The organism is Mesorhizobium sp. ES1-4, assembly GCF_020164745.1.
Classification (GTDB): Bacteria; Pseudomonadota; Alphaproteobacteria; order Rhizobiales; family Rhizobiaceae; genus Mesorhizobium.
In genome coordinates this window covers 70,531-85,515 of record NZ_JAIUGV010000001.1, presented here as the reverse complement: position 1 = coordinate 85,515, position 14,985 = coordinate 70,531, and the positions used below count along the sequence as shown (strand labels likewise).

At 61.7% G+C, this 14,985-nt stretch carries 17 protein-coding genes, 1 tRNA gene and 1 pseudogene; 10 read left to right on the top strand and 9 right to left on the bottom strand.

Going from position 1 to position 14,985, the window contains the following annotated elements; all coding sequences use genetic code 11:
• Positions 1–73: 73 nt before the first annotated feature.
• Complete coding sequence (gene otnI / locus LB556_RS00450; protein ID WP_224562097.1) at positions 74–871, bottom strand: 2-oxo-tetronate isomerase; 798 nt, start codon at positions 869–871, stop codon at positions 74–76.
• A 66-nt stretch (positions 872–937) separates the two neighbouring features.
• The gene (gcl, locus tag LB556_RS00445) at positions 938–2,719 is read right to left on the bottom strand and encodes a glyoxylate carboligase (RefSeq protein WP_224562095.1); all 1,782 of its coding nucleotides are present in this window, start codon (positions 2,717–2,719) and stop codon (positions 938–940) included.
• Positions 2,720–2,933: 214 nt separating this feature from the next.
• Here gcl and bhcR point away from each other — a divergent pair, with 214 nt between their 5' ends.
• Entirely contained in the window at positions 2,934–3,755 is an 822-nt protein-coding gene (bhcR, locus tag LB556_RS00440) for an HTH-type transcriptional regulator BhcR (RefSeq protein ID WP_224562094.1), read from the top strand.
• Positions 3,756–3,903: 148 nt separating this feature from the next.
• Entirely contained in the window at positions 3,904–4,329 is a 426-nt protein-coding gene (locus LB556_RS00435; protein WP_224562093.1) for a hypothetical protein, read from the top strand.
• Positions 4,330–4,411: 82 nt separating this feature from the next.
• On the opposite strand, the gene LB556_RS00430 is transcribed toward LB556_RS00435, so the two are convergent.
• The 3 genes from LB556_RS00430 to LB556_RS00420 form a co-directional block, all read right to left on the bottom strand.
• Positions 4,412–4,717: a BA14K family protein gene (locus LB556_RS00430; RefSeq protein WP_135915540.1), complete on the bottom strand. Its 306-nt coding sequence runs from the start codon at positions 4,715–4,717 to the stop codon at positions 4,412–4,414.
• Positions 4,718–5,023: 306 nt separating this feature from the next.
• Positions 5,024–5,242 carry a hypothetical protein gene (locus LB556_RS00425; RefSeq protein ID WP_224562092.1) on the bottom strand — a complete coding sequence of 73 codons (219 nt, stop codon included), beginning with the start codon at positions 5,240–5,242 and terminating at the stop codon, positions 5,024–5,026.
• Between the two features lie 151 nt (positions 5,243–5,393).
• A complete protein-coding gene (locus LB556_RS00420) occupies positions 5,394–5,561 on the bottom strand; it encodes a hypothetical protein (RefSeq protein ID WP_224562091.1) in 168 nt (55 codons plus the stop codon).
• Positions 5,562–5,716: 155 nt separating this feature from the next.
• Between LB556_RS00420 and LB556_RS00415 the strand changes: the two genes are divergently transcribed.
• From LB556_RS00415 to LB556_RS00405, 3 genes are all read left to right on the top strand, one after another.
• Positions 5,717–5,792: transfer RNA gene (locus LB556_RS00415), tRNA-Thr, on the top strand.
• A 681-nt stretch (positions 5,793–6,473) separates the two neighbouring features.
• Positions 6,474–6,752, top strand: coding sequence for a helix-turn-helix transcriptional regulator (locus LB556_RS00410; RefSeq protein WP_411908552.1), 279 nt, complete (start codon positions 6,474–6,476; stop codon positions 6,750–6,752).
• 61 nt (positions 6,753–6,813) lie between these two features.
• A complete protein-coding gene (locus tag LB556_RS00405; protein ID WP_224562089.1) occupies positions 6,814–7,548 on the top strand; it encodes a hypothetical protein in 735 nt (244 codons plus the stop codon).
• 514 nt (positions 7,549–8,062) lie between these two features.
• Here LB556_RS00405 and LB556_RS00400 read toward each other — a convergent pair.
• The 3 genes and pseudogenes from LB556_RS00400 to LB556_RS00390 all read right to left on the bottom strand — a co-directional run.
• Positions 8,063–8,188: pseudogene (locus tag LB556_RS00400) on the bottom strand (helix-turn-helix domain-containing protein); the annotation flags it as partial.
• A gap of 110 nt (positions 8,189–8,298) precedes the next feature.
• Positions 8,299–8,868: a DUF2569 family protein gene (locus tag LB556_RS00395; RefSeq protein ID WP_224562088.1), complete on the bottom strand. Its 570-nt coding sequence runs from the start codon at positions 8,866–8,868 to the stop codon at positions 8,299–8,301.
• Positions 8,869–8,994: 126 nt separating this feature from the next.
• Positions 8,995–9,609 (bottom strand): TetR/AcrR family transcriptional regulator, encoded by a 615-nt coding sequence (locus LB556_RS00390; protein WP_224562086.1) that lies wholly within the window; start codon positions 9,607–9,609, stop codon positions 8,995–8,997.
• Between the two features lie 91 nt (positions 9,610–9,700).
• On the opposite strand from LB556_RS00390, the gene LB556_RS00385 reads away from it, so the two are divergent.
• The 5 genes from LB556_RS00385 to LB556_RS00365 are packed head-to-tail and all read left to right on the top strand — an operon-like array spanning position 9,701 to position 14,276.
• Entirely contained in the window at positions 9,701–10,786 is a 1,086-nt protein-coding gene (locus LB556_RS00385) for a spermidine/putrescine ABC transporter substrate-binding protein (RefSeq protein WP_224562084.1), read from the top strand.
• Positions 10,787–10,799: 13 nt separating this feature from the next.
• On the top strand, positions 10,800–11,666 hold the full coding sequence (locus LB556_RS00380) for an ABC transporter permease (RefSeq protein WP_224562080.1): 867 nt from the start codon (positions 10,800–10,802) through the stop codon (positions 11,664–11,666).
• A 2-nt stretch (positions 11,667–11,668) separates the two neighbouring features.
• Entirely contained in the window at positions 11,669–12,451 is a 783-nt protein-coding gene (locus tag LB556_RS00375) for an ABC transporter permease (RefSeq protein WP_224562079.1), read from the top strand.
• On the top strand, positions 12,448–13,512 hold the full coding sequence (locus LB556_RS00370) for an ABC transporter ATP-binding protein (protein ID WP_224562078.1): 1,065 nt from the start codon (positions 12,448–12,450) through the stop codon (positions 13,510–13,512). The genes LB556_RS00375 and LB556_RS00370 overlap by 4 nt, the downstream gene beginning before the upstream one ends.
• 2 nt (positions 13,513–13,514) lie before the next feature.
• The gene (locus LB556_RS00365) at positions 13,515–14,276 is read left to right on the top strand and encodes an MBL fold metallo-hydrolase (protein ID WP_224562076.1); all 762 of its coding nucleotides are present in this window, start codon (positions 13,515–13,517) and stop codon (positions 14,274–14,276) included.
• 7 nt (positions 14,277–14,283) lie between these two features.
• Here the strand turns inward: LB556_RS00365 and LB556_RS00360 are convergent, their stop codons facing one another.
• The gene (locus LB556_RS00360) at positions 14,284–14,985 is read right to left on the bottom strand and encodes a TetR/AcrR family transcriptional regulator (protein ID WP_224562074.1); all 702 of its coding nucleotides are present in this window, start codon (positions 14,983–14,985) and stop codon (positions 14,284–14,286) included.

Below are 14,985 nucleotides of genomic sequence, written 5' to 3'. Positions count from 1 at the left end.
CGCCAGCGTGATAATCTCTTCTCCCCGAGGGGAGAAGGTGGCCGCGCAGCGGCCGGATGAGGGCCTTTTATCCCTAAGCCGCAGCGCTGCCCTTTCCGCTGAATTCCCTGAACCAGCCTAGTCCCGCTTCCGTGCCCCCCTTCGGCTTGTACTCCGCGCCGATCCAGCCGGAATAACCAATCCGGTCGATATGGTCGTAGAGGAAGGGATAGTTGATCTCGCCCGTGCCCGGCTCGTGACGGCCGGGATTGTCCGCAAGCTGGATATGGGCGATGCGGCCGAGGTTTGCCTCGATTTTACGGGCGAGATCCCCCTCCATGATCTGCATGTGGTAGATGTCGTATTGCAGGTACAGGTTCTTCGAGCCGACGCGGTCGATCAGCGCCAGCGCCTGGTCGGAATGGTTCAGGAAGAAGCCCGGAATATCGCGCGTGTTGATCGGCTCGATCAGCAGCTTGATGCCGGCCTGCTCCAATTTTTCCGCCGCGAAGGCTAGGTTTTCGGCAAAGACGTCTTCCAGCACCTTACGGTCGACACCGGCCTGCGCGATGCCGGCCAGGCAGTTGACCTGCCGGCAATCCAACGCCTGCGCATAGGCGATCGCCTTGGCGATGCCCTGGCGGAATTCCGGCACACGGTCCGGCAGCACGGCGATGCCGCGCTCGCCCTTGGCCCAGTCGCCAGCCGGCAGGTTGAACAGCACCTGCGTCAGGCCGTTCTTCTTCAGCCGGGCGGCGACCACATCGGGCGCATGTTCGTAAGGGCCGATATATTCGACCCCCTTGAATCCGGCGCGGGCGGCGGCGTCGAAACGGTCGAGGAAATCATGCTCGCCAAAGAGCATCGACAGATTGGCTGAAAAACGCGGCATTCTTTTCTCCCTGGAGCATCGGACCCAAAGTGGGACCGTTTGGGACAATCCGATGCTCAAACAAAACTAATCGAGCATCACGATCGCGGTCGGCGCATCTTCCTGACGTTCGGCAAGGTCCTCGAATTCGGTGATCTTGTCGATCTCGGTGCCCATCGAGATGTTGGTGACCCGTTCGAGGATGAATTCGAGCACCACCGGAACCCGATGCTCGTTCATCAGCCGCTGCGCTTGCCTGAACGCTCCCGCGAATTCCTCGGGCTTGCGCACCCTGACCGCCTTGCAACCCATTGCCTCGGCGACGGCGACATGGTCGACGCCATAGCCAGCCTCCGGATCGTCAGCGCGATTGATGTTTTCGAAGGCGAGACTGACCTCGTAGTCCATCGAAAAGCCGCGCTGCGCCTGGCGGATCAGGCCGAGATAGGCATTGTTCACGACGACGTGGATGTAGGGCAGCTTGTGCTGCGCGCCGACCGCCAGTTCCTCGATCATGAACTGAAAATCATAGTCACCCGACAGCGCCACGATTGTGCGGTCGGGATCGGCGGCGCGCACGCCAAGCGCTGCCGGCAAGGTCCAGCCGAGCGGGCCGGCCTGGCCGCAATTGATCCAGTTGCGCGGCTTGTAGACATGCAGGAACTGCGCGCCGGCGATCTGCGACAGGCCGATGGTGGTGACATAGGTGACGTCGCGGCCGAACGCCTTGTTCATTTCTTCGTAAACGCGCTGCGGCTTCAGCGGCACCTGTTCGAAATGGGTCTTGCGCTTCATCGTCTTCTTGCGGTCCTGGCATTCCTTGGCCCAGCCCGACCAGTCGCGCAGCCTGCCCGCCGTCTTCCACTCGGTGGCGACGTCGAGCAGCATCTTCAGTGCGGCACCCGCATCGGAGACGACGCCGAGGTCCGGCGCGAAGACACGGCCGATCTGCGTCGGCTCGATGTCGACATGAATGAATTTCTTTCCCTTGGTATAGACGTCCACCGAGCCGGTGTGACGGTTGGCCCAGCGGTTGCCGATGCCGAAGACAAAATCGGCTTCCAGCATCGTCGCATTGCCGTAACGGTGCGACGTCTGGAGCCCGCACATGCCGGCCATCAGCCGGTGGTCGTCGGGGATCGCGCCCCAGCCCATCAGCGTCGGGATGACCGGAATGCCCGTGATCTCGGCAAATTCGATCAACAGGTCGGACGCATCGGCGTTGATGATGCCGCCGCCGGCGACGATCAGCGGCTTGTCGGCCGCGTTGAGCATCGCCAGCGCCTTCTCGGCTTGCGCCCGTGTCATCGCCGGCTTGAACGGGGCCAGCGGCTCATAGGCCTCGATGTCGAACTCGATCTCGGCCAGTTGGACGTCCACAGGCAAGTCGACAAGCACCGGACCCGGCCGCGACGAGCGCATCAAATGGAAGGCCTTTTGCAGCGCCATCGGCACCAGATAGGGCTCCATGACCGTCACCGCCCATTTGGCGACCGGCGACGCGATCGCGGCAATATCGACGGCCTGGAAATCCTCCTTGTTCAGCCGCGCGCGCGGCGCCTGCCCGGTGATGCACAGGATTGGAATGGAATCGGCAGCGGCCGAATAGAGCCCGGTGATCATGTCGGTGCCGGCCGGCCCCGAAGTGCCGATGCAGAGCCCGATATTGCCTGCTTTGGCGCGGGTGTAGCCTTCGGCCATATGCGAGGCGCCCTCGACGTGGCGGGCCAGGACATGCCGGATCGTACCCCTCGCCTTCAGCGCCGAATAGAGCGGATTGATGGCCGCGCCAGGCACGCCGAAGGCGCAGGAGATGCCTTCCTTTTCGAGAACGAGAACCGCGGCATCGACAGCGCGCATCCTGGGCATTTTTCCGGCCCTCCACAGGGGTTGTCACTTTGGATCGGCTGAGGATGTCAGCAAGCCGGCTATTTTTCAATTTTTTCAGAATATTTTTTCATTTCTAGAGAAGAGCGACTGAGTACTGATTTTATTGGATTTTCCGTTTTCCAATTATTTGTCTCTCCGGCTGAGTGAAAAACTTTTTCATTGCTTGTTTGGCGAAATCGGCGAGGATGGCACCATGGATACGACCGAAAAACGCCAGCGCGGCCGGCCGCGCGCCTTCAACGGACCAGCCGAGGCCAGTTCGGTGCAGTCGCTCGACCGGGCCCTGCGCATCCTGGCCATTGTCGCGGACGGCAGCGGCCTCTCATTGAGCGAGATATCGGCGCAAAGCGGGCTCGCCGCCTCCACCGCCTACCGCATGCTGACGACACTCGAGAACCACGGCATGGTCGAATTCGACACGTCGGACCAGCTGTGGTCGATCGGCGTCGAAACCTACCGCATGGGCGCGGCATTCCTGCGCCGCCGCAAGCTGGTCGATCGTGCCCGCATCGTCATGCAGGAATTGATGGAGAAAACCGGCGAGACCGCTAATCTCGGCGTCGCCGAGGACGACTGCGTGGTCTTCGTCAGCCAGGTCGAGACGCACCAGGCGATCCGCGCCTTCTTCCGGCCGGGCACGCGCAGCCCCTTCCATGCCTCGGGCATCGGCAAGGCGGTGCTGGCGCATCTCGAACCGGAGCGTGTCGGAGCCATCCTGCGCAAGGCGGGCCTGCAGCGCTATACCGACAGGACCCTTTCCGACATCTCCGCCCTCGCCCACGATCTGGCTGTTATCAAGCATCGCGGCTGGTCGGTCGACGACGAGGAGCGCCACCCCGGCATGCGTTGTGTCGCCGCTGCCATCTTCAATGAGTATGGCGAGCCGATCGGCGGCGTTTCGGTGTCCGGGCCGACGGTAAGGGTCACGCCGGAGCGGCTGGCCGAGGTCGGCCCGCTGGTGCGCGATGCCGCGGCAGAGGTGACCAGGATGATAGGCGGCGTGGCAGCGAGTTGATCACCGCCGAGCGCCTGCCAGGGTGCTTGCTGCCGCTGAGACCATCAGATCGAACCGGTGCGCCACTCCGACATGGGGCGCGCTCGGTAGAAGTTGGCCGTCTTGCCGTCACGCCCGAATGCATGCGAAAGGGGCGCGGATGTGGAAAATGGTCCGGCTTCTGCTTGTCGCTTCGCTTTGCGGATGCATGGCGGCGACACCACGACCCGAAACCGATGGACAACAGGTCAGCCCCATTCCGATTTCGCTGGCGCTGGAGGAGATCATCACGACCGGCATCCGCCAACGTCTGCCGGATCCGGCCTCCGCCAGGTTCGGAACCATGCTCGCCGGCGAGCGAACGGTTCATGGCCGTCAGGAGATCGTCGTTTGCGGCACCGTCAGCGCCAACACCCCGTCCGGCGTCCATGGCGGCGACAAGCCATTCATCGCCAAGACCTATCCGGAAGCCGCAGGCAGCTTTGAACTGGTCGCGATGGGCGACGATACGGAGACTGCCCGGCTTCAAATCGGCGGCACCTGCCGCGCGGCCGGTTTGCCGATCCACGACACCGCCCCGAAGACGCACCTTTAGACTGGCGTCTTCAATCGACGAAGAGAGGCTGCCATGCAACCTCTCTTTGCTGTCGTTGGTCTACTTTCCTGTCGCTGGTCCCTCAGAGCCGGCAGTAGTGGCTGTAACCGTCATGGCCGATATAGGTGTCGGAGTCCGGATCATAGCTCGCGTAACGCTCGAAGCAGCGGCGGACGTGCCATGAACCGCCATCTTCGTCGACATAGACAGTGCGTGGCTGCTGCTGGGCGAGAAGACTGCCAAGCACGAAACCACCAACGCCGGCAGCGATGCCGATGCCGAGGTCGTGGTGGTGCGAGTGAGCCGCCGAGGGCTGGACAGTGCCGACCAAAGCGGTGGCGGCGACAGTGGTTGCGATAAGACCGGAAACGAGTGTGCGCTTGAACATGACGATCTCCTTGCTTCGTTGACCGAGGCGATCCATCCGCCTCTTGATCATCTGTCGTTGCGGCATTGGAAAAGGTTCGACGGGGTTTTGATTTTGTCGAAGAAATTTTCGAAGAAGCAGATAGCCGCGGCCCGAACGGCTCGCGCCCTCGCCGGCGATGATCCTCCAGATCCGTGCGCTTCAGGCACCTTGCGCCAATCAGGTCATCGTCGGTGACGGCGACAGGGAGCGCCGCATCAATGCGAAAGGGCGGCCGAAGCCGCCCTTTCCTGGACTGGTTTCTTTAGTCGCGCGGCCAGGCCAATCTCAGTAGACAATGATGTGGTGGTGATGATGACGGTGATGATGATGGCCATAGGCCCACCAGTAATCCGGGTAGTCCGGATAATCCTGGTAGTAGAGGTAGTCGTCGTAATGATGATGATGGTGATGCATGCCATGAGCCGACGAAGACTGCACCGTGCCGGCGAGCGCGCCGGTTGCAACGAGGATGGCGAGACCTGACACGAAACTGCGCTTCAACATAATGATCTCCTGGATCTTTTGACCGAGGCGACCATTCGCCTCTGAAGATCAGTCGACGCGGTCCGGCGAAAGGTTCGAAGGATCGGGGAGATTTCTTTTGCGAGTAGCGAAGGCCGATGTCATCACCAACCTGTTCGCTATTCGTCTACTCTCACCCCATGCCCGTAACGTGGCGAAGCCAGAAGGCGAGCACGATGAAGCCGATGATGGCGGTGACGCCAGTCCAGTCGATATTGGCCTTCTTCACATCGCTGATCAGCTTCACCAGCAGCATCCACGCCAGCACGACGACAAGGAGAATGATGACAAGCCTGATCATGCGACACTCCGTTCAGCGCATTGCACTTCCCTTGATGTAGGCATCGCCTTCGCGGATTTCAGCATGCGGGCCCATGGCCTCATCCACCAATGCCGATGCCCAAAAACGGAGTTTTGTCTTTACTGGCGCAACAAATATGCTAACCGAAGCGCCGTGCCCTTGTAGCTCAGCTGGTAGAGCAGCGGTTTTGTAAACCGAAGGTCGGCGGTTCGATTCCGTCCGGGGGCACCAGCAACATTGATCACTTAGGTACTATTTACGTGGCGCATCCCCCGCCATTTTCCCAAGTGGGTAACGTTTCGGGTAACAAAAAGCCCGCGACCGTGAGGCAGCGGGCCTCTATTGCAACATGATCCGTTGAAGTCCGCTGGCGCCGATCTTGAACCAAGATTCGGAGATATCGTCGCTCATGCCCTACAGGCGAACAAATGCCCGGAGGGAAGCCGCCGGCCAATCAGCGGAGGTGCTGGGGAGCGCTTTAATGAATCGTTGACCGCGCTGTCCTATTTTGGAACAGCGCGGTCAAACCCCAACCTGACTGCGTAGGCGGCTCCGGCACCCCAGCCCGCCAGCAATGCCGGAGCCGCTACCACACTTTGCATGATACCAGCAATGGTTGAATCAACTGTTACTCAGTGTCCTTTCCAGTTCGCTTTCCCGGTCGTTAGACTCTGATAAAACTGGGGATTTCAGATCCCCTGCCCGCCCTCGATAAAGCCGGGAAAATCGGACTCCGCATTGTCGAGTTCGCGGTCGTCGTCGCCCTCCCGATCATCATTGGTGCCGGACCAGCCCGCCGGGTACGGCTCATGCTCTGCGCCGGTGGTCTTCTAGTTGATGTTTTCGTATTACGGTGATACGAATAGACCACTGTGATACAAAAGTAAACACTTTTGGATAAATATGATCCGAATGGACAAGCCCACCGGTCGACAGATTGCCGCCGCGAGAACCCTCGTCGGGATGACCCAACCAGACCTGGCCGAGCGGTCGAAGGTCTCGGTTCCGACGGTGAAGCGCATGGAAGCAAGCGCCGGGCCAGCCCTTGGCATGGCGAACAACGTCGAGGCCGTCTGCCGCGCCCTCGAATCGGCAGGCGTCGAGTTCATCCCTGAGAACGGCGGCGGCGCGGGGGTGAGGCTGCGCAGCAATGCACGGGCCGGGACAGGTGGCATCGTTGGAAACGGCTGAAGTTGTATAGGCGAAGTTACACCCACTGCGTGTAGCTACCCGCCGCTGGAGGCGGAAGGGCATGGCGAGAACGACAGACGTTCGACTTAGCAAGACATCCTTGCGCCCGGATGGCAAAGCCTACACCATCGGCACGCTGTCCCGCTACGCCGAGCAATACGAGGCAATGGTTGAGACCTTCGTCGCCAACGGCTTCGGCTTGGACGACTGCGAGTTCCTGTTCGTTGACAACCGGCGCGACGATCAATGGGACGCCTTCCAGGGGCTGAACGAAGTTCTCAACCAGGCACAAGGCCGATATGTCATCCTCTGCCATGAGGACATCCGCCTCATGCGGGATGGCCGGGCTGAACTCGACGCCCGACTGGCCGAACTGACGTCGCTGGACCCGAATTGGGCGCTGGCCGGCAACGCAGGCGGGACCGATGCGGGCACGCTTGCGATCCGGATCACCGATCCGAACACGGGCGACACCGCGATGGGCGGGCCGTTCCCGGTTCGGGTCATGTCGCTGGATGAGAACTTCATGGTGGTGCGCAAAGGTCCGCGGATCGGCTTTTCCAACGACCTCTACGGCTTCCACCTCTATGGCGCGGATCTCTGCCTGAACGCTGAAATCATGGGCCATTCGGCCTACGTCATCGACTTTCACCTGCAACACCTGAGCGGGGGAAACGCCGATGCGACCTTCTGGGCCGCAGCCAACGCCTTCACAGCCAAGTGGCGGCGCGCCTTCCGAAGGCGAACGATGCGCACCACCGTCGCCAACCTGCCGATGGAGGGGGCGCCGGACTAATGGCAGATCGAATTTCGCCGGTTCGGGAGACTCGGCCTTTTCCATGGCCGCCAACAAGTGTGAACCTCCATTGTTCCGACACGGTTAGGGTGGTGACAGCCTACGTGTCGCCGAAGCGCAAGAGACCGCTGGTCGATAATGGTTGAGCCGTTACCCCAAGATCACAAAAGTCAGTCTGGCTGACCATTGCGTCGGGGTCGACGCGATGGATAATGTGCCAAGCATGAAACACACGCCGGACGCCTGTCCGTTTTGCAGCAGCCTGGACGTCAACCCGTTTGTAAGGATCGACGGTCGGGTTGTGGTGTTATGTGATGATTGCGGTGCGTCGAGCGTCCCGCCAAGCTGGGCACGTTAGGATTTTGAATGGCGGCATTGAAGTCCCGCCGCCGAGGAATGGAAACGCACCCCCCGCGAGTGGTTCGAGGCCAGGACACAGTTCGCAGTCGTCTTCGGCGAAAGGTTCGTCAGCCAATGACGTCAACCGGCCTCACGCACAAGATTCCTGACAGTCCCCTTTCTCCCTATAGCGGTCGAAGATCTTGTAGCCGGTCTTGCGGGAAATCCCGAACTCCCGACACACTTCGCTCATACATTCGCCATCCAGAAGGCGGGCGACAAAACGTAGACGTTCCTCCATCCCCGAACACTCTCTCCACGCCAGTGTCCGGTACAAATCGTCACCTATGTCTCCGGTCGCTCAACTGACGACTACCAAAGAGCCCAAAGACAAACGCGATTGCGAGCCTCCTATGAGGCACTCGCGATCTGGGCTGACATTTTCGTCCTGGTGAACGTATTCCTGACCCTCACGGACTTATAGACGTAAGCCGCCCAGATGCCGGTTCCCACAAAGGACGCTATGGGGGTCACCAGCGCATCGCCTGCGAGCATCTGGCTCACCGGGGCGCCCAGAATTGACGAAATCCAGATCGTATCCAGGACGAAAACGACAGGGAGCGCGAGCCACTGCAGCAGAAACAATTGCGGAAATCGGCGGCTTCGCCGCAGCATGGAAATCAGCACAACCAGCTGAAGCGCAAGAAATGCGATATTGAGGGCAATCTCGCCATATACGGCCAGGGAGCCGTTCGGCAGGGTCATGAGTTGCTGGTAACCGTCGGCCGAATTGGCGACGTCTGCGAGTGTGCGCAACGGTGACAATGTCTGACCGATAGCCAGCAGCATCAGCCAGCCGCCAAAGCCCACAAGAGCCTCAGGATTCTGAGACGGCTTCGCGGCGGACCGGACGGCAAAGAAAACCGGCACGCCGATCAACAGCAGGACGATCGCCCAATGCCAGATGGAAAATGCCCCCATTTTACCCTCCGCTTTTTATGCTCCTCTAAGTTGTATCAGATTTCAAAATCAACTCAAGGGCTGAGCTTTGCGCAAGACGACGTCTGACACCGAAGCCACCACTTCTCCTGCCTGCTCCTGCCCCCCTCACACCCCGATCGCCGCCACCAAGATCCTGTTCTGCCGCCTTATCGCCGACCTCAACTCCGCAATCCTCGCCTCGTCGCGCTTCACGAATTCGATGAACATCATGTTCATGTTGTTGAAGATCAGTTCGCCGAGCGCCGCGCCGTCGATGTCCTGGCGCACCAGGCCAATCTCCTGCAGCCGGGCAATCAGCGCGCGGATCTGTTCGGTGAGTGAACGGTCCAGCGCCGTATAAGCCTGGCCGAACGGGCTGTCGGGCAGTTGCGTCGAGATCGCCATCGCCTGCCGCCACATCTCCTTGCTGAGATAATGCAGCGAGTGCTCGATATAGATGCCGGTCAGCGTGTCCAGCGCATCGCCGACATTGGCTGGCGGCCTGGCGACCACGCCGCGCCCGGCATTGAGCACCTCGTTGACTTCCAGCGAGACGATGGCGCCGAGGATGTCGCCCTTGTTCTGGTAATAATTGTAGATGGTGCCGATCGACACTTCGGCTTGCGCGGCGATCGCCTCGATCTTGGCGCCCTCATAGCCGGCGTCGCGGAAAAGTGCCGCGGCGGCCTCGATGATGCGCCTTTGCCGGTCCGCCTTTTGCCTTGCCCGCAATCCGCTCATATCAGCCTCTTGCCACAAAAATCGAATTGACTCAATTTTAGAATTGGTTCAATTTTTTGCAAGAAGCCACAAAGGCAAGGGAGAACACTCGATGTCCGTCAAATCCGGGAATCTGCTTTCCGTCCTGAAGCGCCGGCTGCACGCCGCGTGCGCCGCCACCGCATTGCTGCTTGCGGCTGGCAGCCTCGCCGAGGCCGCCGACCTCAACGCGCTGATCTGGTGCGATCATTCCGATCCGGCGCTGCTGCAGCCTTTCGAGGAAGCCAACAACGTCAAGGTCAATGTCAAGGAGTTCGAAGGCACCGGTGCTGGCCTCGCCATCGTCGAGCAGTCGCAGCCGGGCGACTGGGACGTCATGGTGATCGACAGCATCGACGTGCCGCGCGGCGTCGAGAAAGGCCTGTTCGAGCCGCTTCCGGAAGACAAGCTGCCCTTCGGCGACCTCTTCCCGCAGGTGAAGATGGATGGATCGACCATTGTCGGCGGGAAGCGCTACGGCATCACCGAAAAATTCGGCTACAACACGATCGGCTTCAACAAGACCAAGGTCGATCCGGCCGATATGCAGTCCTTGGCGTCGCTCACCAGCGACAAGTACAAGGGCAAGATCGCCATCTACGACTACTATCTCCCCGTCATCGGCATGGCCGCGCTCGCCATCGGCAAGAAGACGGCCGAACTCACCGAAGCCGACCTGCCCGCACTCAAGGAAGAGCTGTTGAAGATGAAGGCCAACGCCAAGCTGGTCGGCGAAGTCACCGCCAGCCAGACGGCGCTCGCCACCGGTGAGGTCGACATACTGGTCGGCGGCGGCGAGTGGGTGACGGCGGGGCTGGCGAAGGAAAACCCGGCGCTGGACTTCTCCATTCCCAAGGAGGGCGCGGTGCTGTGGTCGCAGTCGCTGGCCATGTTCAAGGACTCCAAGAACAAGGACATGGCGCTGAAATTCATCCAGTACATAATGAGCCCGGAAGGCCAGGCGCGCCTTGCCACGTCGTCCTGCTATTGGGGCATGCCGTCCAACACCAAGGCCGCACTGACCGGCGACCAGAAGAAGGTCCTGCGCTTCGACGAGCAGCCCGACTTCCTTGCCCGTGCGCAGGCCTATCCGGCGCCGAATGCCGACCTCGACAAGAAGATGCAGGATATGTGGACCGAAATGCTTCAGGCGAAGTGAGCGGCCGCTGCCCATGAACTCCGCGGGAAACAGCGGGCGTGCCCCACCCCGGGCGGGCCGCGCCCTGCCCTGGGCGCTGGTCACGCCGGCACTCGCCTGGACGCTTGCTTTCTTCGTGCTGCCGTTCGTCGCGATGGGGCTTTCGAGCCTCACGGCGCACGAGGGAGGCGGCCTCACGCTCGCCAACTACAGCCAGTTCTTCACCAACGCATCCTATTGGCAGGCGATGGTGAATTCGCTGCAGGTCACCGCCATCGTGACCGTTGTTTCGGTGCTGCTCGCTTATCCCTTTGCCTGGATTCTCGCTGAACAGGTGCCGGAGCGCTGGCAGCGGCTGGCGCTGATGCTGGCCGTGCTGCCGTTCTGGACCTCCTATGTCGTACGCTCCTATTCGTGGTTGCTGGTGCTGGCGCAGAACGGCGTCATCAACCGCGCGCTGACCGGCTCCGGGCTCATCGCCGAACCGCTACAGCTCGCCAATACGCGCTTGGCCACCGTCACCGGCTTCGTGCATTTCTTCGTCATGCTTTTGACGCTGACCATCTTCGCCAACCTGAAGCAGCTCAGCCCCAGCTACCGCAAGGCCGCCGCCGATCTCGGCGCCGGACCGGTGCGCACCTTCCTGCATGTCGTCCTGCCGCTGACCCTGCCCGGCATCATGGTTGGCGCCTTCCTGACCTTCGTGCTGTGCATTGGCGACTACATCACGCCGCAGATCCTCGGCGGCAACAACGAGCTTCTGATGCCGCAACTGGTGATGATGCAGATCGGCCGTCGCGGCGACTTTCCGCTGGCCTCGGCGTTGTCGATCATCCTGATGGCGGTGGTGACATTAGCCTATCTCGCCTGCGCCCGCTGGTTGAAGATCGAGCGGGCCTAACCATGCGCGGGATTGTCCATATCGCTTCCTGGCTCTACGCGCTTGCCGTCTACGGCTTCATCTTCCTGCCGGTCATCGTGCTGGTGCTGTTCTCGCTGCAGTCGACCTCCTTCCCCATCCCGCCATTCACCGGGCCGTCGCTGCGCTGGTACGAGGCCGTGCTTTCCGACGCGCGGTTGACCTCGGCGCTGGTCAATTCGTTGCTGGTCGCGGTGTTTTCCTCGGCTACCGCCGTCACGCTCGGCTTCCTGTCGGCTTGGGGGTTCGCGCGCTTCGTGCTACCCGGATCTGGCTTGCTGCGCGGCCTGATCACGCTGCCGCTGACGGTCAGCTACCTCATCATCGGCATGGGGCTCCTGGTGCTGTTCAACTGGGCCGGCGTGCCGAAGTCGCTGCTTGCCGCCGGCATCGGCCATGTCGTGATCAACCTGCCGCTGTGCTTTGCCATCATCTACAGCCAGATGGGCGACCACCAGATCAACATCGAGCGCGCCGCGCGAGACCTCGGAGCTCCCGAATGGAAGGTGCTGCTGCTGATCAGCGTGCCGGTGATGGCACCGGCCATTTTCGCCGGTTTCTTCCTGTCGATGACCTTCTCCTGGGATGAGTTCGTGATCTCGTTCCTGCTGACGCGCTTCGACACCACACTGCCGGTGGAAATCTGGAACCTGCTGCGCTCCGGCCTCAACCCCAAGACCAATGCCGTCGGCTCGCTGGTCTTTGCCGTCTCGATCGTGCTGGTGGTGTTGTTCGAACTGACCTTGCTGCGGAGGAAGCCGGCATGAACGCTCCCCTGGTCGATATCCGCGACGTCTCGCACCGCTTCGGCCAGCATCCCGTATTGAAGAATGTCTCGCTGACGATAGAGACCGGCAGCTATACGATCCTGCTTGGACCGTCCGGTTCCGGCAAGACGACGTTGCTCTCGATTCTCGGCGGTTTCGTCGACCCCAGCGAGGGCAAGGTTCTCATCCGTGGCCAGGACTGCACTTCGATGCCGCCGGCAAAGCGCCCGACGACGACGGTGTTCCAGGACTATGCGCTGTTCCCGCATATGAGTGTCGGCGCCAATGTCGGCTTCGGCCTGCGCATGCAGGGCGTCGACGGCGCGACGCGGGCGGCAAAGGCGCGTGAGGCGCTGGGCCTGGTGGGCCTGGCCGCCGCCTTCGACAAGAAGCCCCACCAGCTTTCCGGTGGCCAGCGCCAGCGCGTGGCGCTGGCACGCGCGCTGGTCATCGAGCCGGCGGTGCTTCTGCTCGACGAGCCGCTCGGCGCGCTCGACCTGAAACTGCGCCGCCAGATGCAGGACGAATTGAAGGCGATCCAGAAACGCGTCGGCACCGCCTTCATCCATGTCACCCACGACCAGGAAGAAGCAATGGCGCTGGCCGACCACTGCGTGGTGATGAATGACGGCCGCATCGAGGACGAAGGACCGCCCGAGCGCGTCTATGCGAGGCCGGCGACGCGCTTTTCCGCGACCTTCATGGGCGAGAGCACTATCCTCGCCGGCAAGGTCGTGGAGAGCGGGGACAGGACGAGCGCCGTCGCGACGCCGGTCGGATCGATCTCACTGCCCTGTGCGTTGCCGATGGGGTCGCAAGCTGCGTTGGCCATACGGCCCGAGCACCTTGTGCTGGGCACGGCCTCGGGTGGCACGAAGCTCGGCAAGGCGGAAGTGAGCGACGTCGTCTTCCAGGGCAGTTTCAAGCGCGTGCTCGCGACCTCCCTCGAAGAGCCCTCCTTGCGGTTCGTCGCCAAGCTGCCCGCTACCGCCACCGTCCAGCCGGGCGACACCGTGGCCGTTTCGTGCGATATCGACCAGATCGTCCTGCTGACGGATTGAACATGGGCTTGCTTGCGGTCATCGACGCGCCGGACTGGTACGAGACGATCCGCATGGCGGACGGCATCACGCTGATCCATGAGCCCTGGATCAAGCCGTTCTTCCGCTGCAACATGTGGTATGTGCGCGGCCGCGACCGCGATCTCCTGTTCGACAGTGGTCTCGGTCATTTCAGCCTGCGCACGCATGTGCCCCTGGTGAGCGAACGCAAGCTGACCTGCGTCGCCAGCCACACGCATTTCGACCATATCGGCTGCCACCATGAGTTTCCCGATCGCTGCGTGCATTCGGCTGAAGCGGCAATCCTCGCCGATCCACGCAATGAATGGACCGCTGCCGGCACCTATGCGACCGACGAGATGTTCGATCGCCAGCCGAAGGGCTGGGAAACAGGGCGCTACAGCATCCAGCCCGCGCCGGCCGACCGTCTGCTCGCGCATGGCGACATCATCGACCTCGGCGACCGCGCCTTCGAGGTTGTCCACACGCCGGGCCATTCGCCTGGCGGCATTGCGCTTTATGAGAAGAAAACCGGCATCCTGTTGTCGGGCGACATCATCTATGACGGCCCGCTGATCGATGATGTCTACCACTCGGACATACCAGACTACATGGCGACGCTGCTCGCCATGCGCGATCTCGACGTCTCGGCGGTGCATGGCGGCCATTTCCCGAGCTTCGGCAAGGTACGCTACCGCCAGTTGATCGACGAGTATCTGGCGCGGAAGCGGCAGGCAGGCTGCCATCTGCGGCAGAGCTCCTGAGACGCGGCTAGCCCATCAAGTCGAAATGCCGTGGGAAGGCCTGGTGCAGCAGGAGCAGCATGGTCTTTCGCAGCACGTCGGTGTCACGGCCGGTCGGATTGAGGTGATCCCAGTACCACGCGCCGTGAACAAGGTAATTCAGGCTCTCCGACAGCGTGTCTATGTCGACGCCGACATAACCGCCGCTGCGCGAAATCTCGACCAGCAATTCGCGCGCTTCGGCGGTGTAGGCCAGATCGCTGGGCAGGCCGATTTCATTGTAGATCTGCATGCTCTTGCGATCGCTGGAGAAAGCGACAAAGACGGACACCCATTTCGGATGCCGCCTGGCGAAGCTCTGCGCACAGGCGACCGCGCCCAACAGCCTCTCCACCGGAGACTGCCCGGGCGCCCGCACCAGTGTCACCCACAACTGGTCATATTGGTCGCTGAGATACCGCAGGACGGCCCGGAACAGGTTCTCCTTGCTGCGAAAATGGAAAACCACCAGGGCGTTGGACGAGCCGACATGCTCGGCGATACGCTGCATGGTGACGCTCGCCAGCCCCTCCTCCGCGATGAGCTCGATGGTGGCGTCGATGATGCGCTGCACACTGGCTTCGCCGCGTTCCCGGCGCCGGTCCCTGGGCGCGGCGTCATTGGCCGAAGCCCTGCCCTTGGCCGGCTCAGCCCCGCGTTTTGCCGTGGCCTTGCGTTGCACCATCTTCAT